Origin of the sequence: Aestuariimicrobium sp. G57 (assembly GCF_050110855.1) — a bacterium.
Taxonomy (GTDB): Bacteria; Actinomycetota; Actinomycetes; order Propionibacteriales; family Propionibacteriaceae; genus Aestuariimicrobium.
Window position 1 is genome coordinate 421,923 of sequence record NZ_JBNINW010000001.1, and the last position, 19,144, is coordinate 441,066.

The 19,144-nt window shown below is 67.9% G+C and carries 15 protein-coding genes; 2 read left to right on the forward strand and 13 right to left on the reverse strand.

Going from position 1 to position 19,144, the window contains the following annotated elements; translation table 11 throughout:
* Positions 1–5: 5 nt before the first annotated feature.
* Both ACQCX5_RS01975 and ACQCX5_RS01980 read right to left on the reverse strand, forming a co-directional pair.
* Positions 6–1,922 (reverse strand): OPT family oligopeptide transporter, encoded by a 1,917-nt coding sequence (locus tag ACQCX5_RS01975; RefSeq protein ID WP_434540305.1) that lies wholly within the window; start codon positions 1,920–1,922, stop codon positions 6–8.
* A 148-nt stretch (positions 1,923–2,070) separates the two neighbouring features.
* Positions 2,071–3,423 carry a DUF2079 domain-containing protein gene (locus tag ACQCX5_RS01980; RefSeq protein ID WP_434540306.1) on the reverse strand — a complete coding sequence of 451 codons (1,353 nt, stop codon included), beginning with the start codon at positions 3,421–3,423 and terminating at the stop codon, positions 2,071–2,073.
* Positions 3,424–3,928: 505 nt separating this feature from the next.
* On the opposite strand from ACQCX5_RS01980, the gene ACQCX5_RS01985 reads away from it, so the two are divergent.
* Complete coding sequence (locus ACQCX5_RS01985) at positions 3,929–5,296, forward strand: DUF222 domain-containing protein (RefSeq protein ID WP_434540307.1); 1,368 nt, start codon at positions 3,929–3,931, stop codon at positions 5,294–5,296.
* Positions 5,297–5,306: 10 nt separating this feature from the next.
* Here ACQCX5_RS01985 and ACQCX5_RS01990 read toward each other — a convergent pair whose 3' ends face one another.
* The 11 genes from ACQCX5_RS01990 to hisI form a co-directional block, all read right to left on the reverse strand.
* A complete protein-coding gene (locus tag ACQCX5_RS01990; protein ID WP_434540308.1) occupies positions 5,307–6,773 on the reverse strand; it encodes a glutamate synthase subunit beta in 1,467 nt (488 codons plus the stop codon).
* Positions 6,766–11,289: a glutamate synthase large subunit gene (gene gltB / locus ACQCX5_RS01995; RefSeq protein ID WP_434540309.1), complete on the reverse strand. Its 4,524-nt coding sequence runs from the start codon at positions 11,287–11,289 to the stop codon at positions 6,766–6,768. The genes ACQCX5_RS01990 and gltB overlap by 8 nt, the downstream gene beginning before the upstream one ends.
* Before the next feature lie 327 nt (positions 11,290–11,616).
* Entirely contained in the window at positions 11,617–12,444 is an 828-nt protein-coding gene (gene lgt / locus ACQCX5_RS02000) for a prolipoprotein diacylglyceryl transferase (protein ID WP_434540310.1), read from the reverse strand.
* Positions 12,441–13,124 (reverse strand): SCO family protein, encoded by a 684-nt coding sequence (locus ACQCX5_RS02005; protein WP_434540311.1) that lies wholly within the window; start codon positions 13,122–13,124, stop codon positions 12,441–12,443. Before ACQCX5_RS02005 ends, lgt begins: the two co-directional genes overlap by 4 nt.
* Positions 13,117–13,938: a tryptophan synthase subunit alpha gene (gene trpA / locus ACQCX5_RS02010; RefSeq protein ID WP_434540312.1), complete on the reverse strand. Its 822-nt coding sequence runs from the start codon at positions 13,936–13,938 to the stop codon at positions 13,117–13,119. Before trpA ends, ACQCX5_RS02005 begins: the two co-directional genes overlap by 8 nt.
* Positions 13,935–15,188: a tryptophan synthase subunit beta gene (trpB, locus tag ACQCX5_RS02015; RefSeq protein WP_434540313.1), complete on the reverse strand. Its 1,254-nt coding sequence runs from the start codon at positions 15,186–15,188 to the stop codon at positions 13,935–13,937. The genes trpA and trpB overlap by 4 nt, the downstream gene beginning before the upstream one ends.
* A complete protein-coding gene (trpC, locus tag ACQCX5_RS02020; RefSeq protein WP_434540314.1) occupies positions 15,185–15,970 on the reverse strand; it encodes an indole-3-glycerol phosphate synthase TrpC in 786 nt (261 codons plus the stop codon). The genes trpB and trpC overlap by 4 nt, the downstream gene beginning before the upstream one ends.
* A gap of 2 nt (positions 15,971–15,972) precedes the next feature.
* The gene (locus tag ACQCX5_RS02025) at positions 15,973–16,230 is read right to left on the reverse strand and encodes an HGxxPAAW family protein (protein WP_434540315.1); all 258 of its coding nucleotides are present in this window, start codon (positions 16,228–16,230) and stop codon (positions 15,973–15,975) included.
* A 45-nt stretch (positions 16,231–16,275) separates the two neighbouring features.
* Positions 16,276–16,716: a Trp biosynthesis-associated membrane protein gene (locus ACQCX5_RS02030; protein ID WP_434540316.1), complete on the reverse strand. Its 441-nt coding sequence runs from the start codon at positions 16,714–16,716 to the stop codon at positions 16,276–16,278.
* Positions 16,713–18,233 carry an anthranilate synthase component I gene (locus ACQCX5_RS02035; protein ID WP_434540317.1) on the reverse strand — a complete coding sequence of 507 codons (1,521 nt, stop codon included), beginning with the start codon at positions 18,231–18,233 and terminating at the stop codon, positions 16,713–16,715. The genes ACQCX5_RS02030 and ACQCX5_RS02035 overlap by 4 nt, the downstream gene beginning before the upstream one ends.
* A complete protein-coding gene (gene hisI, locus ACQCX5_RS02040; protein WP_434540318.1) occupies positions 18,230–18,565 on the reverse strand; it encodes a phosphoribosyl-AMP cyclohydrolase in 336 nt (111 codons plus the stop codon). Before hisI ends, ACQCX5_RS02035 begins: the two co-directional genes overlap by 4 nt.
* A 101-nt stretch (positions 18,566–18,666) precedes the next feature.
* Between hisI and ACQCX5_RS02045 the strand changes: the two genes are divergently transcribed.
* Positions 18,667–19,077, forward strand: coding sequence for a YccF domain-containing protein (locus ACQCX5_RS02045; protein ID WP_434540319.1), 411 nt, complete (start codon positions 18,667–18,669; stop codon positions 19,075–19,077).
* Positions 19,078–19,144 lie beyond the last annotated feature (67 nt).

Sequence of the window (19,144 nt, forward strand, 5' to 3'; positions counted from 1 at the left end):
CCCGCTCAGGCCCTGCGCTGCGTCCAGCGGTACAACCCCGCGATGACCAGCACGAAGAGGATCGGCCCCAGCCACGCCGCGGTCCCCGCGAACGAGTCGCCGAACACCGCCAGTGGCGCGTCCTTGCCGGTGGCCCCGACGACGGCGGCCAGCACGACACCGAACAGGCTCTCGCCCACGATCAGGCCGGTGGCGAGCAGCGTGCCGAGGCGCTTGGCGGCCCCGGGGTTCTTGCGCTTGTCTGCCCAACGGTTGTACAGCAGGCCGAGCACGGCGCCGACGGGGATGATCAGGGTCAGGTCGATGGGCAGGTACATGCCCATGCCAACCGCGAGCGGTGGCAACGAGTACTTGTTCTTCGAGGTGCGGGTCAGCACCTCGTCCACAATGATGACGCCGACGCCGATCAGGGCACCGAGCCCCAGCAGTCCCCAGTTCAGGCCCCCGCCGAACACGCCCTTGGCCAGCTCGGAGATGAGCGAGGCCTGCGGTGCCGCCAGCGCATTGTCGCCGGCACCGGGCATGCCGGCGAAGCCGAAACCGGTCACCATCAGCTGCAGCACCGGGGGGATGATCGCGGCGCCGAAGAGCACGCCGACGATCAGGGCGAGCTGCTGCTTCCAGGGGGTGGCGCCGACGAGTTGACCGGTCTTGAGGTCTTGCAGGTTGTCGTTCGAGATGGTCGCCACGCCGAAGACGACGGCCGAGGTGAACAGGGTGTAGGCGACCAGGGCCGGGATCTGGTCACTGCCGCCCGCCGGGTGCACCACCTTGATCAGCAGCGCGGCGGTGATGACGACCAGGATGCCGACGCCCGAGATGGGGCTGTTGGACGAGCCGATCAGACCGGCCATGTAGCCACACACCGAGGCGACGGCCAGGCCGACCAGCAGCACGTAGATGATGCTGATGACCACCAGTCCGGCCGAGTTGTGGGCCAACGCCGTGTCACGGACGAACAGCCACAGCAGCACGCCGATCGGCACCATCGAGGCGAGCGTGACCAGCACGACCACCTTCATGGAGATGTCGCGTTCGGTGCGCGGCACGACCTCGCCGGCCTCGCGGGCGCGGCTCGACGCGAGCGCTGCGGCAATGCCGCGGACGATGGGCATGGCGATCTTGACCAGCGTCCAGACGGCGGCGATGGCCATGGTGCCGGCGCCGATGAAGCGCACGTCGGAGCTGAACACGGTGCCGACGGCATCGGCGATGTCGCCGGTGCCGGGCAGCGTGCCCCAGGTCTTCCAGGGCAGCAGCACGCCGTAGCTGATGACCAGCCCGACGATCATGGCGACGCCGACGGTCAGGCCCACGAGGTGGCCGACACCGATCAGGGCCAGGGACAGGCTCGCGCCGAACAGGGTGCCGCCCGAGCCGACCCGGAAGGCGGCGCTGACGTAGTTGGCGACAGCCTTCATCGCGGCGAGCAGCGAGAACCCGGCCGAGGCGATGCCTCCGGCGATGATCACGTGCAGTCCGCGGCGGTTCTCTTCGGTGCCCTGGGACGAGTCGCCGACCTTGAGCACCTCAGCGGCGGCGACGCCCTCGGGGTAGGGCAGCTTCGAGCCGGTGACCAGCGCGCGCCGCAGCGGGATGGAGTACATCACACCCAGGACACCGCCGATGGCACACACCAGCGCGGTCGTCCAATAGGGGAAGCCAGACCACCAACCGATGATGACCAGCCCGGGCAGCACGAAGATGATGGCCGACAGGGTGCCCGCAGCCGAGGCGATCGTCTGGACGATGTTGTTCTCGACGACCGTGTGGCTCTTGAAGTTGCGCAGGATGGCCATCGAGATGACGGCGGCGGGGATCGAGGTGGCAAAGGTCAGGCCGACCTTGAGCCCCAGGTAGACGTTGGCTGCCGTGAACACGAGCGTGATCAGGCCACCGAGCACCACGGCCCGGAGCGTCAACTCCCGCAATGGGGAGGACTGTTTGGCAACGACTGTGTCTGTGGACACGGGGATCTACCACCTAGGTTGTGAACTTAATCGAACTTAGTGATTGGATACCCGGGTTGGTGGTGATGTCAAGCGGTGCGGGGTGGTTTGTCGCTGTCGCTCAGCGTCGCCGGAACACGCGGTACCCACCCGCGCTGCCGATCAGTTCGTAGTCGGACGACAGTCGGTCACGGACGAAATCGTGCGCCCAGCCACCGCCGTACTCGCGGGTCGACAGGTCGACCACCACATAGTCCGGCCGTACCTGCCTGCCCACGCCGTTGACGAGGTACGGCGGGTGCAATGCGGTCACGTGCTGCGTGCGGTTGCTGAGCTGGGCCACGAGCTTGGGGTCGGCCGCGACGTATGCGTTGTCGGGCACCATGCGGATGGCGGTACGGGCATCATGGGGGCGGTGGGACGCAGTCAGGACCACTCGCCAGGTGGCCGGCCCCAGCAGGATGCAGAGCACGCACCATGCTGCAATGAGCCGTCGCGCGGTCGACCGGTCGATCAGGGGGGCCATGGGGATGATCGCCGCGAATCCCAGCACCACTGACGGCAGCAGGTGGTAGTGGAATCCGGGGAACTGGTAACGAAAGTTGTCGGTCACCAGGTGTGACCCCCACCAGCTTGCGGCTGCCAGCACAAGAGGCGACCGGAGCGCGGAGAAACCGGACAGTGCAAGGAGTCCCACGGCTGTCCCGGTCGCGAGCCCTGGCCAGACCAGGTTGCGGACCAGCGCTGCCCCCACCTCGGACAGGTCGAGGGCACTGCCGTAGGTGTACTCAGATTCATTGTTGAAGTGGGGAATGACCACGCCCAGCACCACAGCTGCGTAGAACAGTGAGACGGCGGCCAGCACCGCTGCGTGCAGCCACTTTCGGCGGACGACCAGCGCCAACGCCAACCCGAGCGTGAGCACGAATGCGTTCTCTTTCACCAGCAGAATCAGGCACGCCCAGACCACCATGGCCCCGTAACGCTCGCGGACGAAGCACCGGCACGCCATGGCCACGAGGGGCGCGCCAAGGCTGACCTCGTGGAAGTCGTAGCTTGCTGCGGCCATGATTCCCGGGGACAGGCTCCACAGCAGGGGCAGCCATGCTGCCTTGTCGCCGTGGACATCTCGCCAGGTCTGCTGCAGGATGCCCGCGGCGACGGCCAGCGCAGCGGCTTGGGCCACCAGCAGGGTTGTCACGCCGGGGAACCCCAACACGAAGGGGACGAGCACCAGGATCATCGGGTGGAAATGGTCGCCGAAGACATGTGCACCCTTGAGCTCACTGACGGGGGCTCGTCCGTCCGCCATGGCGGTGACTGCTTGATGGAAGATGACGAGGTCGTAGGACGTGCCGAAGCGGTGGTAAAGGGTCAGCGAGACGGTGAGGTAGGTGCCGAAGGAGATTCCAGTGGCGAGGAGTACGTCCCGAGCTCGGTGCAGGGACGCGCGACGCTGGTTGCCGCCCCCCATCTCCAGCCGTCACGGCACCTCCACCTCGAGATCCAGGGCCACCGGGCAGTCGGTCGCTGCCCGAAGCCTATCCGCTCAGCGATTCAGCGACGGTGTGCAGGAACTCGGGCTGCGGCGAGGTTTCGCACGGTGATGGCAGGTGTTGGGCCCCCCGTGCCGAAAGGTATCGGCGTGCCCCCTCACCCCACCATCGACCTTGGCAGGAGGAGCCGTCGGTCTTTGGGAAAGTAGTTGTCCACAGATCTTGCGCGGGGGTTGTGTGGGGGTCCCGGGCTTGAGAGAATAGAACAACAGTTCGACACGAGGTGGTGTCGGATCGTGGTTCATTCCCTCGAGATGAAGGGGCGAGGTGGTCCGGATGGGATCCAACGCCGTAGTAGAAGACCGATTCAACCCCCCAAGACCAAGATCGAAACCGCGGTCGCCGATCGACCGGCGACCCTCCGAACAGCGGTTCGCGAAGACCGAGATCAGCGCTGAAGGGGCGCGGGCGAAGCTGGTCGCGTTGAATGATGCGTTCCTGGCCAAGTGCCGCGCGGAGGCTGAGGAGTTCCGGCTCTATGCCGAGTTCGCCGACCAATACCGGTTCGTCCCCGAGGAATCACCCGTGCTGGCGGGCACGGAACGGTTGGTGCAGTGGGGCGGGGACGGGACCCCGGGGGTGGCGGAGTTCTGCACCTTGGAGTTGGCGGCGGCGCTGCGGCAGTCGGAAGAAGCCGTCAGGCTCCACATCGCCCACGCGTTGGCGGTGCGGCACCGGCTGCCGAACACGTGGGCCGTGCTGATGGACGGCCGCCTGCGGGTCTGGCAGGCCACCGAACTCGCCAGCGCCATCTGGGAACTGTCCTATGAGCAGGCCGTCAGTCTCGACAGGGACCTGCCCCACTGGCTCAACAGCATGGCTTTCGGCCGCGTGCTCGAGTTCATCAAAGCGTGTGTGAAAGAGCTGCTGCACGACTCCAACCAGCCACCACCGGACGAGACCCTGGCGAGGCGCCGGGTCGACATCAACACCCGCAGCATCAACGGCTCCGGGGCCGGCGTCGCCGACGTATCCGCCACCATCGACACGGCGGATGCGATCTTCCTCGACGCCCAACTGAACCGGCTCGCCGAAATCCTCGCCCACGGCGGCAACCGCGAGTCCCAGCAGGTCCGCCGGGCCCAGGCGCTCGGCCTGCTCGCCACCCCAGCACGGGCCCTGCAACTGCTGCAAGCCGCCCTCACCGATGAGCTGCCCACCGAGGCCGACGGGTTCGACCCCGACTGCCCCGCACAGGGCCAGCGAGGGCACACCTGCGGCACCATCACCGTCGACCCCGACCAACTACTGCCCCGCACCGAACTGATCGTCCACCTCACCGACACCACCCTGCACACCGGCGAAGGGCTCGTGAAAGTCGAAAAAGCCGGGTCCTTACTGGCGGGGTGGGTGAAACACCTCACCCGGAACACCCGCATCAACGTCCGTCCCGTCCTGAACCCGGAAGAACTCGCACCCACCGACGCCTACCACGTGCCACCCCGGATGCGGGAATGGATCACCCTGCGCAACCCCCACGAAGCCTTCCCCTACTCCAAGAAACCCTCACGCGGGCTCGACCTCGACCACACCATCCCCTGGCGACCCACAATGTGCGGGGAGAAACCGTTGACCAGGCCCGACAACCTCGCCCCACTCTCCCGCAAAGTCCACCGCGCCAAAACCCACGGCGGCTGGAAGGTGTCCCAACCCTCACCCGGCACCTACCTCTGGAAATCACCACTCGGCTTCGGCTACCTCGTCACCCCCAGCCACACCTGGCTGATCGAAGACCCCACCGGACAGATCCTGCCCCGCCCAGAACCCGAGGAGGACTCCCTGGCCAGCTGAGCGATCCCGGTCAGGCCATCAGCTGGCGCTCCTGCGGCCCGATCGGCCGCGGCAGCGCCGACGTGCCCATCAGGAACTCATCGACCCCACGGGCAGCGGAGCGTCCCTCGGCAATCGCCCACACGATCAGCGACTGGCCACGCCCCGCGTCACCGCACGCGAACACGCCGGGCACGTTGGTGGCGTACGAGTCGTCACGGGCGATGTTGCCGCGGGCGTCCAGTTCGACGCCCAGCTGATCGACCACGGTGTCCGTCTCGGGGCCGGTGAAGCCCATGGCGAGCAGCACCAGGTCGGCGGGCAGCTCCTGCTCGGTGCCCGGCACCGGCACGAACTTGCCCTGGTCAAACGTGACCTCGCTGATGCGCAGTGCCTTGACGTTGCCCTGACCATCACCGATGAACTCGCTGGTCGAGGCGGCATACATCCGCGAGCCGCCCTCTTCATGGGCCGAGCTCACCCGCAGGATCATCGGGTAGGTCGGCCACGGCTGGGTCTCCGGGCGCTGCTCGGGCGGGGTCGGCATGATCTCGAGCTGGGTCACCGACGCCGCACCCTGGCGCAGCGAGGTGCCCAGGCAGTCGGCACCGGTGTCACCGCCACCGATGATGATGACGTGCTTGCCCTCGGCCGTGATCTGGTTCTCGACCTGCTCTCCGAGGGCGACGCGGTTGGCCTGGGGCAGGAACTCCATGGCCTGGTGGATGCCGTTCAGCTCGCGTCCCGGGGCCGGCAGGTCGCGGCCCTTGGTCGAGCCGATGGCCAGCACGACCGCGTCGAAGCGGTCGAGCAGCTGCTCGCCGGTGATGTCGGTGCCGATGTTGGTCGACGGCTTGAACACGGTGCCCTCGAGGTTCATCTGCTTGAGGCGCCGGTCGAGGACGGACTTCTCCATCTTGAACTCGGGAATGCCGTAGCGCAGCAGCCCACCGATGGCGTCGGCGCGCTCGTAGACGACCACGGTGTGGCCGGTACGGGTCAGCTGCTGGGCCGCGGCCAGCCCCGCGGGGCCCGAACCGATCACGGCAACGGTCTTCAGCGAGTGCCAGCCCGGGGTCTCGGGCTGCACGCGGCGGTCGTCCCAGGCCTTGTCGATGATCGAGACCTCGACGTTCTTGATGGTGACGGGGTCACCCACCAGGCCCACGACGCAGGCGGTCTCACAGGGCGCCGGGCACAGGCGTCCGGTGAACTCCGGGAAGTTGTTGGTCGCGTGCAGCCGGTCGGCCGCCTGCACCCACTCGTCGCGCCAGACCAGGTCGTTCCACTCGGGAATGAGGTTGCCCAGCGGGCAGCCGGTGTGACAGAACGGGATGCCGCAATCCATGCAGCGCCCGGCCTGGTCACTGATGATCGGCAGCAGCGCACGCCCCGGACCACCCTCGTAGACCTCGTGCCAGTCGTTCACCCGGTCATGGACGGGACGACGGGTCGCCACCTGACGCGGGATGTTGATGAAACCACGGGGATCAGCCATGAGCAGCCTCCATCATGAGATCGACGGTCTGGGCCTCGTCCAGACCAAGTGCTTCGGCCTCGGCCTGCGCCGCCAACACTTTGGCGTAGTCGCGGGGCAGGACCTTGGTGATGCGCTGGGCGATGGCCTCGCGGCCAGCCTCCAGCAGGTCTGCGGCGACGTCGGAGCCCGTGTGGGCCACGTGCCGCGCCAGCAGGTCGGTGATGCGGTCGATGTCCATCTCGGTCAGGTCGACCGCATCGACGAGTTCGGTGTTGAGCCGGTCGTGGTTGAGGTCGAGCACCCACGCCACACCACCGGACATGCCGGCCGCGAAGTTGCGCCCGGTGGGGCCGATGATGAGCGCCTCGCCACCGGTCATGTACTCACAGCCGTGGTCGCCCACGCCCTCGACCACCGCGGTGGCGCCGGAGTTGCGCACGCAGAAGCGCTCCCCCACCAGGCCACGCAGGTAGATCTCGCCCGACGTGGCGCCGTACCCGATGACGTTGCCGGCCACGATCTGCTGCTTCGGGTCGAAGCTCGCCTGCTCACCCGGGGTGACGACGATGATGCCGCCGCACAGGCCCTTGGCAACGTAGTCGTTCGAGTCGCCGATCAGCTTCAGCGTGACACCGCGCGGCAGGAACGCGCCGAATGACTGGCCGCCGGTGCCGGTGAGCGTCAGGTCGATGGTGCCGTCGTCGAAGCCCTCGCCGCGGGTCGCCTTGGTGACCTCGTGGCCCAGGATGGTGCCGACCGTGTGGTCGATGTTGCGGACGTCGAAGCTGGCGGTGACCGGCTCGCCGCGCTCGAGCGCGGGTCGGGCCGCCTCGATCAGGGCCACGTCGAGCTTCTGGTCGAGCCCGTGGTCCTGGCCGGTGGTGTTGAACAGGGCCGTGCCCGCGGGCACCTGCACCTGGTGCAGCACCGGGGCCAGGTCCAAGCCCTTGGCCTTCCAGTGGTCGACGGCCTTGCGGGTGTCGAGTGCACCGACCTGGCCCACCGCTTCTTCCAGCGTGCGGAAGCCGAGCTGGGCCAGCAGTTCACGCACCTCTTCGGCGATGAACATGAAGAAGTTCACGACGTGCTCGGCTCGTCCGTGGTAGTGCTCGCGCAGTTCGGGGTTCTGGGTGGCGATGCCGACGGGACAGGTGTCCTTGTGGCAGACGCGCATCATGATGCAGCCCGAGACGACCAGGGGTGCGGTCGCGAAGCCGAATTCCTCGGCACCCAGCAGCGCCGCGATGACGACATCGCGACCGGTCTTGAGCTGCCCGTCGCACTGCACGACGATGCGGTCACGCAGCCCGTTGAGCAGCAGCGTCTGCTGGGTCTCGGCCAGGCCGAGTTCCCACGGACCGCCCGCATGCTTCAGCGACGTGAGCGGCGCAGCACCCGTGCCACCGTCGTGGCCCGAGATCAGCACCACATCGGCCTTGGCCTTCGCGACACCCGCCGCGACCGTGCCGACACCGATCTCGCTCACCAGCTTCACGTGCACCCGCGCGCTCGGGTTGGCGCACTTGAGGTCGTGGATCAGCTGCTTGAGGTCTTCGATCGAATAGATGTCGTGGTGCGGCGGCGGCGAGATCAGGCCCACGCCAGGGGTCGAATGCCGCGTCTTGGCCACCCACGGGTAGACCTTCTGGCCGGGCAGCTGGCCGCCCTCGCCGGGCTTGGCGCCCTGGGCCATCTTGATCTGGATGTCGGTGGCATTGGTCAGGTAGTCGCTGGTCACGCCGAAGCGGCCCGAGGCCACCTGCTTGATCGCCGAGCGCCGCTCGGGGTCGTAGAGCCGGTCGCGGTTCTCCCCGCCCTCGCCGGTGTTCGACTTCGCGCCGATCCGGTTCATCGCGATCGCCAGCGTCTCGTGCGCCTCGGCCGAGATTGAGCCGTAGCTCATGGCGCCGGTCGAGAACCGCTTGACGATCTCGCTGGCGGGCTCGACCTCGTCGATGCTGATTGCCGGACGATCAGGGCTGAACTCGAGCAATGAGCGCAGCGTCATCAGGCGTGACGAGCCGTCGTTGACCAGGTCGGAGTACTTCTTGAACACCTCATAGCGCCCCGTCGAGGTGGCATGCTGCAGCCGGAAGACCGTCTCGGGGTTGAACAGGTGCTCATCGCCCTCGCGGCGCCACTGGTACTCGCCACCCGTCAGCAGGGTGCGGTGGGCCAGCTGGGTGCCGTTGCGGGGGTAGGCCACCAGGTGACGACGGGCCACCTCTTCGGCGATCTCGTCGAGCCCCACGCCCTCGATGCGGCTGGTGGTGCCGGTGAAGTACTCGTCGACGAAGCCCTGTGCCAGGCCGACGGCCTCGAACACCTGCGCGCCGGTGTAGCTCGCGATGGTCGAGATGCCCATCTTCGACATCACCTTCAGCACGCCCTTGCCGAGCGCCTTGCGGATGTTCTTGATGGCCTTCTCAGGCGTCACGTCGACGTACAGCTCGCGACGGGCGAGGTCCTCTGCCGTCTCCATGAGCAGGTACGGGTTCACCGCGGTGGCGCCGAAGCCGACGAGCAGCGCGACGTGGTGCACCTCGCGCACGTCCCCAGCCTCGACGACCAGGCCCACCGTGTTGCGGGTCTTCTCACGCACCAGGTGGTGGTGCAGCGCCGAGGTGAGCAGCAGCGACGGGATCGGTGCCAGCTCGGCGGTCGAGTGCCGGTCGCTCAGCACGATGGTGCGGGCGCCGTCGGCAATGGCCTGGCTGACCTCGGCCCGGATCTCGTCAATCCGGCGACCGAGCGCCTCTCCCCCGCCGTCGACCTCGTAGAGGCCGCTCACGACGTGGCTGGCGAACTCGGGCAGGTCACCGTCCTGGTTGATCCGCACGATCTTGGCCAAGCCGTCCGAATCGAGCACCGGGTAGTTGATCACCAGCTGGCGGCACGATTCTGCCGAGCCGACCAGCATGTTCGTCCTCGCCCCGATGGTGGCGTGCAGGCTGGTCACCAGCTCTTCGCGGATCGCGTCGAGCGGCGGGTTGGTCACCTGCGCGAACAACTGGGTGAAGTAGTCGAAGACCAGCTTCGGCCGCTCCGACAGCACCGCGATTGGCGTGTCGGTGCCCATCGAGCCGATCGGCTCGGCACCGGACTGGGCCATGGGGCCGATGATGTGGCGCAGTTCTTCTTCGGTGTAGCCGAACAGTTGCTGGCGCCGGGTCACCGACGCGTGCGAGTGCACGATGTGGGTGCGTTCAGGCAGGTCTTCCAGGCTGAGTCGGCCTTCTTCGAGCCACTGGGCGTACGGACGCTCCGCCGCCAGGCCGGACTTGATCTCTTCGTCGGGGACGATGCGCTGCTGGGCCAGGTCGACCAGGAACATGCGACCGGGCTGCAGGCGTCCCTTCTGCACGACCCGCGCCGGCTCGATGGGCAGCACACCAGCCTCGGAGGCGAAGACGACCAGGCCGTCTTCGGTCACCCAGTACCGGGCCGGGCGCAGGCCGTTGCGGTCGAGCACACCACCGATGAGCGAACCGTCGGTGAAGGTCATGCAGGCGGGGCCGTCCCACGGCTCCATGATCGAGGAGTGGAACTCGTAGAACGCGCGCCGCGCCGGGTCCATCTCGGTGTGGTTCTCCCACGCCTCGGGGATCATCATCAGCACGGCATGCGGCAGCGAGCGCCCACCCAGGTGCAGCAGCTCGAGCACCTCGTCGAAGCTCGCCGAGTCCGACGCTTCGGGAGTACAGATGGGGAACAACCGGTCCATGTCGCCGGGGATGCGGTTGGTGCGCAGCTGGGCTTCGCGCGAGCGCATCCAGTTGCGGTTGCCGCGCACGGTGTTGATCTCGCCGTTGTGGGCGATCATGCGGTACGGGTGCGACAGCTCCCAGGCCGGGAAGGTGTTGGTCGAAAAACGTGAGTGCACCAGCGCCAGGGCCGAGGACATCCGCTCGTCGTGCAGGTCGGGGTAGACCTCTTCGAGCTGGTCGGTGGTGAGCATGCCCTTGTAGACCACGGTGCGCGAGCTCAGCGACGCGAAGTAGACGTCGTTCTCGCGCTGCGCGCGGTTGCGCAGGGCATAGGTCAGCCGGTCGAGGTGGATGCCGGAGACCCCGGTGTCGGCCGAGACGAACAACTGCGCCATCTGCGGCATCGCACCCACCGAGATGGGGCTGAGCGTGCCGGTCTCGACAGGCACGTCGCGCCAGCCGTGGACGATCAGGTCTTCTTCGGCGGCGATGTTCTCGATGGCGCGCACAGCCAAGCGTCGCTCGCGCTCGTCGGTCGGCAGGAAGGCCATCCCGGCCGCATAGCTGCCGGCAGTCGGCAGTTCGAAGTCGACCACGCCGCGCAGGAAGGCGTCCGGGATCTGGATCAGGATGCCCGCGCCGTCACCCGCGGCGGTGTCGGCGCCGGTCGCGCCACGGTGGTCGAGGTTGCGCAGGGCCTGCAGGCCCTGGGCGACAATCTGGTGCGAGGCCTCGCCGCTCATCTGGGCGACGAAGGCCACGCCGCAGGCGTCGTGCTCGAAGGCGGGGTCGTACAGACCCTGCTTCGCGTGATGAGCAAACACCATGGCACCCTCCGTCCTTCGGCCTGTCCCGGAAGTGGGCAGGCGTGTGTGCAGGCGGACATGGGGCATGCCGGGGCCACCCGGACCCCATTGTTTTCCGTGGCGCAAGAATTCACCCCACAGGTCCGCCGGCGCAAGATGCTTCCACATGCCGACCACCGGCCAGCGCAGGATTCGGCCCCGTTACACAAGCGTGTCCGGATCGTCACACGGCGGTGAGGAGGCCAGGAAAGGCGCTGTGACTAGGTAATCCACCGAAGAGGAAGCACCCCCCGCCCCATGCGCGGGACGGGGGGTGCGTCATGCACTCTTAACATTGCTGTAACGCGTCTAGTCCTGCGGGAACGGGTTCGGGTTGATGCCCGGGCGCAGCTTGCCGAGCACCACCACGCCGACCACACCGAGCACGAACAGCGTCAACGACACCCAGCTGTTCACCCGCATGCCGCCGATGGTGTTGGCGGGGTCGATGCGCACCAGTTCGAGGCAGAACCGGCCGAAGCCGTACCAGGCCACGTACAGGCTGAACAGTCGACCATTGCCCAGCTTGAACTTCTTCTCGGCCCAGAGCAGCACCGCGACGCCGGCGAAGTTCCAGAGCATCTCGTACAGGAAGGTCGGGTGGAACGTCTCGTACTGGCCGTAGCCACGCGGGCGGTGGTTGGCATCGATCTGCAGGCCCCACGGCAGGTCGGTCGGGCGGCCGAAGAGCTCCTGGTTGAACCAGTTGCCGAGTCGTCCGATGCCCTGGGCCAGCAGGATGCCGGGCGCGAACACATCGGCCATCGTGGCGAAGCTCAATCCGGCCCGGCGACACATCACCCACACCACACCGGCCCCGAACAGCACGCCGCCGACGATGCCCAGGCCGCCCTCCCAGATCTTGAAGGCGTCCCACGGGTCCCGGCCGGGCCCGAAGAAGAACTGGTAGTCGGTGACCACGTGGTAGACCCGCGCGCCGACGATGCCGGCGAGCACAGCGATCGTGATCATCGATTCCAACTGCTCGGGACGACCCCCGCGCGCGATGAACCGGCGCCTGGCGAGCCACCCGCCGACGAAGATGCCCGCCAGGATGCACAGGGCATACATGCGGATCGTCAGCGGACCGATGCTGAAGCCGTTGAATGACGGGCTGGGGATGTCCAGCAGGGTCATCGCGGTGTCTCCTGTTTGGTGACGAGGTTGGCGATGTCGGCCTTGTAGTCACCGATCGAGGTGCCCTGGCTCCACAACACCTGGGCGGTGCGGTCCTTGCCGAAGCCGTAGACCTGGGTGCCGTGGGTGATCTCATAGCCGCCGCTCGGCAGCTGCGAGGTCTGTTCCATGGTGATGCCCAAGGTCATGCCGGCCGCCTTGATCGCCTCGAGGTCACCGGTCAGGCCGATGAAGCCCGGGTCGATGCGCTCGAGGTAGGCCTTCATCACCGCGGGCGTGTCCCGGGGCGGGTCGGTCGAGACGAGCACGACCGTGGTCTGCTTGGCGACGTCGTCACCAGCACGCTGCCGGGCGCTGGCCAGGTCGGCCAGGATGCCGGGGCAGATGTCGGGGCAGTTGGTGTAGCCGAAGAACAGCAGCACCACCGGGGTGGTGATGTCGCTGGCCAGCGAGAACGGTTTGCCGTGGGTGTCAGTCAGCTTCAGGTCGGGCAGCTTCTGCCCGCCCTCGATCTGGGTGCCGGCAAGGTAGCCACCCGGCCGCTGCCCCACCTTCGCCACACCGTTGCCCTCGTCGACCGAGGACGAGCCGCAGGCCGCGAGTGCCCCCAGCGCCAACCCGGCCCCGGCCACGGTGAACAGGCGGCGCCGCGAGGCAGGCCGGTCGAAAACATCAGCCACGGCGGCGCACCCCTGCTGCCAGGTCGGAGGCGAGTTCACGCAGCTTGGTCAGGTCGTTCGACCCGGTGCGCTCGTTCTCGAGCAAGCAGTTCACCAGCGCCGAACCGACGATCGCGCCGTCGGCATAGCTGCACACCTGCGCGGCCTGGTCACCATTGCTGACGCCCAGCCCCACACCCAGCGGCAGGTCGGTGACCTTGCGGGCCCGGGCCACGAGTTCAGGGGCAGCGACAGAAGCCTGCGCGCGGGCGCCGGTCACGCCCATGACGGCGGTGGTGTAGACCCAGCCGCGCGCCGCCGCTGTGGTCATGGCCAGCCGATCGTCGGTCGATGACGGCGCAATCAGGAAGATCCGGTCGAGCCCGTGCTGGTCGCTCGCGGCAATCCACTCCTCGGCCTCATCAGGCACCAGGTCGGGGGTGATCAAGCCCGAACCGCCGGCGTTGGCCAGGTCACGGGCGTAGCGCTCGACACCGTAGGCGTCGACCAGGGCCCAGTAGGTCATGACGACGGCCTGCGTGCCGTGGTTGGCGACGGCTTCGACGGCCTTCATCACGTCGGCGGTGCGCACACCGCGCTCGATCGCACGGGTCGCGGCGTGCTGGATGGTGACGCCGTCCATCATCGGGTCGCTGTAGGGGGCACCGATCTCGACCAGGTCAACACCCTGCCCATCGACACCGTCACAGATGGCCTTCATCGCGTCGATTGACCCGTCGACCGTCGGGAAGCCCACCGGCAGGTAGCCGACGAGGGCACCACGGCCCTCCGCCCGGGCCTTGAGATAGGCCTCGCCTGAACTGGTGGCGCTCACTTGATCTCTCCCCTGACCTCGTCGGGCGTACCGTCAAGCCCGAACCATTTCAGCGCGGTTGACACGTCCTTGTCGCCGCGGCCCGAGACACACACGAGGATCGTCGGCTTGTGGCCGGCCGCAGTGAGTTCGAGGGCACGACGGCGGGCACCGGCCAGCCCGTGGGCCGACTCGATGGCGGGCATGATGCCCTCGGTGCGGCTGAGCAGGCTCAGGGCCTCCATGGCCTCGGCGTCGGTGACGCCCTGGTACTCGGCACGCCCGGTCTGGGCGAGCCAGGCATGTTCGGGGCCCACGCCCGGGTAGTCCAGGCCTGCCGAGATCGAATGTGATTCGACCGTCTGGCCGTCCTCGTCCTGCAGCACATAGGTGCGGGCACCGTGCAGCACGCCCACGTGGCCCGCGCTGATGCTGGCCGCATGGCGTCCGGTCTCGATGCCATCGCCCGCAGCCTCGAAGCCCCACAGCTGCACTGACTCGTCGCCGATGAAGTCGTAGAACGAACCGATCGCGTTCGACCCGCCGCCGATGCACGCGGCAACTGCATCTGGAAGACCGCCGAACTGCCCGATCATCTGGGCGCGGGCCTCGGTCGAGATGACCCGCTGGAACTCGCGCACGATGTAGGGGAACGGGTGCGGGCCGCCGACCGTGCCGATGAGGTAATGGGTGTCCTCGACGGTACTGACCCAGTCGCGCATGGCCTCGTTCATGGCGTCCTTGAGCGTCTGGCTGCCCGAAGCCACCGCGACGACCTCGGCACCGAGCAACTGCATGCGGGCCACGTTCAGGGCCTGCCGCTCAGTGTCGACGCGACCCATGTAGACCTTGCATTCGAGCCCGAGCAGCGCAGCGGCGGTGGCGGTGGCGACGCCGTGCTGCCCCGCACCGGTCTCGGCGATCACCCGGGTCTTGCCCATGCGCTTGGTCAGCAGCGCCTGGCCGAGCACGTTGTTGATCTTGTGGCTGCCGGTGTGGTTCAGGTCTTCACGCTTGAGCAGGATGCGCGCCCCGCCACAGTGCTCGCTGAACCGCGGCGCCTCGGTGATCGGGGTCGGGCGTCCCGAATAGTCGCGGCGCAGCCGGTCGAGCTCGGCGGTGAAGTCCGGGTCCTTGACGGCCTCGTCGAAGGCCTGCTCGAGTTCGGCCAGGGCGGCCTGCAGTGCCTCGGGCACGTACTTGCCGCCGAAAATGCCGAAGTGGCCGCGCGGGTCGGGCAGCCGGGTGGTGTCGTGGGGGGTGGAGGTCACGAAGAAATGCTCCTCAGCAAGGCCGTGACGGCCTGGGTCGGATCGGGATGGCGCACGAGGGCCTCGCCCACCAGCAACACCTGGGCACCCTCGGAGTGCATGCGCGCGGCGTTGTCGGGCCCCATGATGCCTGACTCGGCAACCTTGACGGCCGAGTCGGGCAGGTGGCTGACGATCTTGCTGAACTGGGCCAGGTCGACGTCGAGGGTCTGCAGGTTGCGGTTGTTGACACCGACGAGGGACGCGCCCAGGGCAGCGGCACGCTCGGCCTCTTCGATGGTGTGCACCTCGACCAGCGGGGTCAGGCCCAACTCGAGGGCACGGTCATGCAGGCTGCGCAACTGGTCGTCGTCCAACGCTGCCACGATCAGCAGCGCCAGGTCGGCACCATGCACCCTGGCCTCGACCAACTGGTACTCGGTGACGATGAACTCCTTGCGCAGCACCGGGATGTCGACCCGGGAACGCACGGCGTCCAGATCGGCCAGGCTGCCGCCGAAGCGGCGCTTCTCGGTGAGCACGCTGATGGCGGCCGCACCGCCCGCCTCGTACTTCGCGGCCAGCTCGGCCGGGTCGGGAATCTCGGCGAGGTCACCCTTGGAGGGGCTCCTGCGCTTGACCTCGGCGATCACCGACAGACCCGGTGCCCGGAAGGCGGGCAGCGGGTCGAGCGGCGCCGGGGCCCGGTCGAGTTGCGCGACCAGGTCGTCCAGGGTGGTGTGGGCCATGCGCTCTTCGAGGTCGAGGCGCACTCCCGCAACGATGTCGTCCAGGACCCCCACGATCAGCCGTGGCCCAGGCCGAGGGCCTTCAGGATCAGCGTCACGACGAAGCTGGCGACGATCAGCCCGGCACCGATGTAGATCAGCAGCAGGTTCGGCCCGGCGACGAAGCCAATGGCACCGACGATGAAACCGAGGGTGACCAGCACCGTGCCCACCCAGATCGCGGGGCTGGCGCTGTGGTGGTAGTACTTCACCTTCTTGCCATCGCGCGTGGTGGTGATGGGGAACTGTTCGTCGGCATGCGCGGACTGCGTCATCACAGGGTCCTTCCTACTCAACTGCCGGATCAACTCCCCCACAGCCTATCGCGACGGGCCGGGTTGCTCGTCGTCATCCACGGGCTCGTCATCCACGGCCGTCGGGTCAAAGCCCTCGTCCATGGCCTTCCACACCTCGAGCGGTGCTGCCCCGGCCGTGACCGACCGACCGCCACGCTCAAAGCGCGACCGCCTCTTCGGCCACCAGCCACCGGTCACGACAACCAGCACTCCCCCGACCAGTGCCAGCGCCGCGCCCGTGACCGCGGCCCATTGCAGCGTCCCCGTCAACGACGTGACGCCCAGCAGCACCGCCACCAATACCAACAGCACACCGACAGCCCGCTTGCCCAGCGGGCCCACGACGAGCAGCACGACCACCCCGGCGACGATCGCCCAGCCGGCCGACTGGCCGCCGATGATCGCCGCCAGCCCGCCGCCGAGCAGCGCCAGCAGCGGCCCGGCCCAGCGCAATGCCAGGTTCACAGCGTCTCCAGGTGGCCCGCCCGCCACACAGCGGTGAGGGCACTCATCGCCTTGTGCTGGCATTCGCGGTCTTCTGTTTCCGGGTCGGAGTCGGCGACGATGCCGGCACCCGCCTGCACATAGGCCGTGCCGTCCTTGACGAGCGCCGTGCGGATCGCGATGGCTGCTTCTGAATTGCCCGCGAAGTCGAAGTAACCCACCACGCCGCCATAGATCCCGCGCCGGGTGGTTTCGAGCCGGTCGATGATCTGCATGGCCCGCACCTTGGGTGCCCCTGACAGGGTGCCTGCCGGGAAGCAGGCCAGCAACGCCGACAGGCTCGAGGTGCCCGGCACGAGTTCGCCTGTGACCTCGGCCTCGAGGTGCATCACGTGGCTGTAGCGGTGCACCTGGGCGAACTCGGTCACCTCGACGGTGCCGGGCACGCACACCCTGCCCAGGTCATTGCGGCCCAGGTCGACAAGCATCACGTGTTCAGCGCGCTCCTTGGGGTCTGCTTTGAGTTCGCGTTCGAGTTCGGCATCCTCGTGGGGGGTCGCACCGCGCGGTCGGGTGCCGGCGATCGGACGCGTCGTCGCGCGTCCATCACGCAAGGTCACCAGCGCCTCGGGGCTCGCAGAGACGATCGCGAACCCGGGCATGCGCATCAGGAACAGGTACGGGCTCGGGTTGGTGCGGCGCAGTTCGCGATAGACGACCAACGGGTCGACGGTGCATGGCAGCTCGAAGCGCTGGCTGGGCACGACCTGGAAGATCTCGCCGGCCCTGATCTCTTCGACGGCATCGCGCACCATCTGCTGGAACTCGTCGCTGCTGCGCTGCCGGACGACCCGGCCCATCAGCTGCTCGCGGCTGATGGCCGGCCCGCGGCGGGCGACCATCGGGGCGTGGGGTTCGGCCAGCGTCGCCGCCATCGATTCGATGCGGCGCACGGCATCGTCCCAGGCCTGTTCGGCACGGTCGGTGGTCGCGTCGAGGTTGATGGCGTTCGCGATGAGCCACACCTCGCCCAGGTGGTGGTCATAGACGGCCATGTCGCTGGCGAACATCAGCATGAGCTCGGGCACCTGCAGGTCATCGACGCAGGTGTCGGGCAGCTTCTCGAGCCGACGCACGACGTCATAGCCCAGGTAGCCCACCAGTCCCGAGGTCAGCGGCGGCATGCCGGGTTCGGCCGGTGTCGCGAACGTCGTCAGCAGTTGCTGGGCCACCTCGAGGGGGTCGCCGTCCGGGGTGATGCCCTCGGGGACCGCGCCCCGCCACGCGGCCCGGCCCTGGTGTTCATAGAGCGTAGAACCGGCGTTGACACCGATGAATGACCAGCGCGACCAGGCGCCGGCCTCTGCCGATTCGAGCAGGAAGGTGAGCTCACGCTGACCGCAGAGCCGCTCATAGAGACCAACGGGCGTCTGGTCGTCGGCCACCAGCCGGGCATGCACGGGAATGATGCGGCACGACGGGTCGCCGGCCCGGGCCAGGAACTCGTCGCGGCTGGGACTGATCTCGAGGGCACTCATGACAGCAATCCGGAATCGAAGCAGGTCGCATCGCCGGTGTGGCACGCGGCACCGGTCTGCTCGACCTTGACCAGGATCGCGTCGCCGTCGCAGTCGAGGCGCACCTCGACCACCTTCTGGGTGTGTCCCGAGGTGGCACCCTTGACCCAGATCTCGTTGCGGCTGCGCGACCAGTAGGTGGCCCGGCCCGTGGTGAGGGTCAGGTGCAGGGCCTCGTCATTCATCCACGCCTGCATCAGCACGGCTCCGGTGGTGGCGTCCTGGGCGATCGCGGCGACCAGGCCGGCGTCATTGCGCTTCAGCCTGGCGGCGATGGTGGGGTCAAGGGACATGGGGGTAATTCTAGGGCCACCCCCGAGGGGTCAGCCGCCTCTTGCCTGTCGGCCCCCGCCTACCCTTGAAGTGTCGTGCCCCCGCACCCCAAGGACTGATCATGCGCACCCTGCTCAACATCATCTGGCTGCTGTTCGGCGGCCTGTGGCTGGCCCTCGGCTATGTCGCCTTCGGCATCATCGCCTGCATCCTCATCATCACGATCCCGGCAGGAGTCGCCTCGTTCCGGATGGCCGCCTATGCGCTGTGGCCGTTCGGCAAGGCTGTCGTCGAGAAGCCGGGCGCCGGTGTCGGGTCGGGCGTCATGAACGTGATCTGGTTCGTCGTGGCCGGTGTCTGGCTGGCGATCGGCCACGTGACCACCGCGTTCGCACAGGCAATCACGATCATCGGCATCCCGCTGGCGATCGCGAACCTCAAGATGATCCCCGTGACCTGTTTCCCGTTCGGCAAGCAGATCGTCGACGCCGACCGGCTGCCGCCCCACGCCCGCCCGCTGCACTCGATCTGAGCGGGTGCTCCGCGCGTCCACGGACGCACCGAACCCCGGCACCGCATGGGTGGGGCCGGGGTTCGGT

What these genes read in the sequence shown, in the direction of transcription:
- ACQCX5_RS02025 (WP_434540315.1), bottom strand. Translation starts at nt 16,230, where the DNA reads ATGACGCAGTCCGCGCATGCCGACGAACAGTTCCCCATCACCACCACG.
- ACQCX5_RS01980 (WP_434540306.1), bottom strand. Translation starts at nt 3,423, where the DNA reads ATGGGGGGCGGCAACCAGCGTCGCGCGTCCCTGCACCGAGCTCGGGAC.
- ACQCX5_RS02035 (WP_434540317.1), bottom strand. Translation starts at nt 18,233, where the DNA reads ATGAGTGCCCTCGAGATCAGTCCCAGCCGCGACGAGTTCCTGGCCCGG.
- gltB (WP_434540309.1), bottom strand. Translation starts at nt 11,289, where the DNA reads ATGGTGTTTGCTCATCACGCGAAGCAGGGTCTGTACGACCCCGCCTTC.
- hisI (WP_434540318.1), bottom strand. Translation starts at nt 18,565, where the DNA reads ATGTCCCTTGACCCCACCATCGCCGCCAGGCTGAAGCGCAATGACGCC.
- ACQCX5_RS02045 (WP_434540319.1), top strand. Translation starts at nt 18,667, where the DNA reads ATGCGCACCCTGCTCAACATCATCTGGCTGCTGTTCGGCGGCCTGTGG.
- ACQCX5_RS01990 (WP_434540308.1), bottom strand. Translation starts at nt 6,773, where the DNA reads ATGGCTGATCCCCGTGGTTTCATCAACATCCCGCGTCAGGTGGCGACC.
- lgt (WP_434540310.1), bottom strand. Translation starts at nt 12,444, where the DNA reads ATGACCCTGCTGGACATCCCCAGCCCGTCATTCAACGGCTTCAGCATC.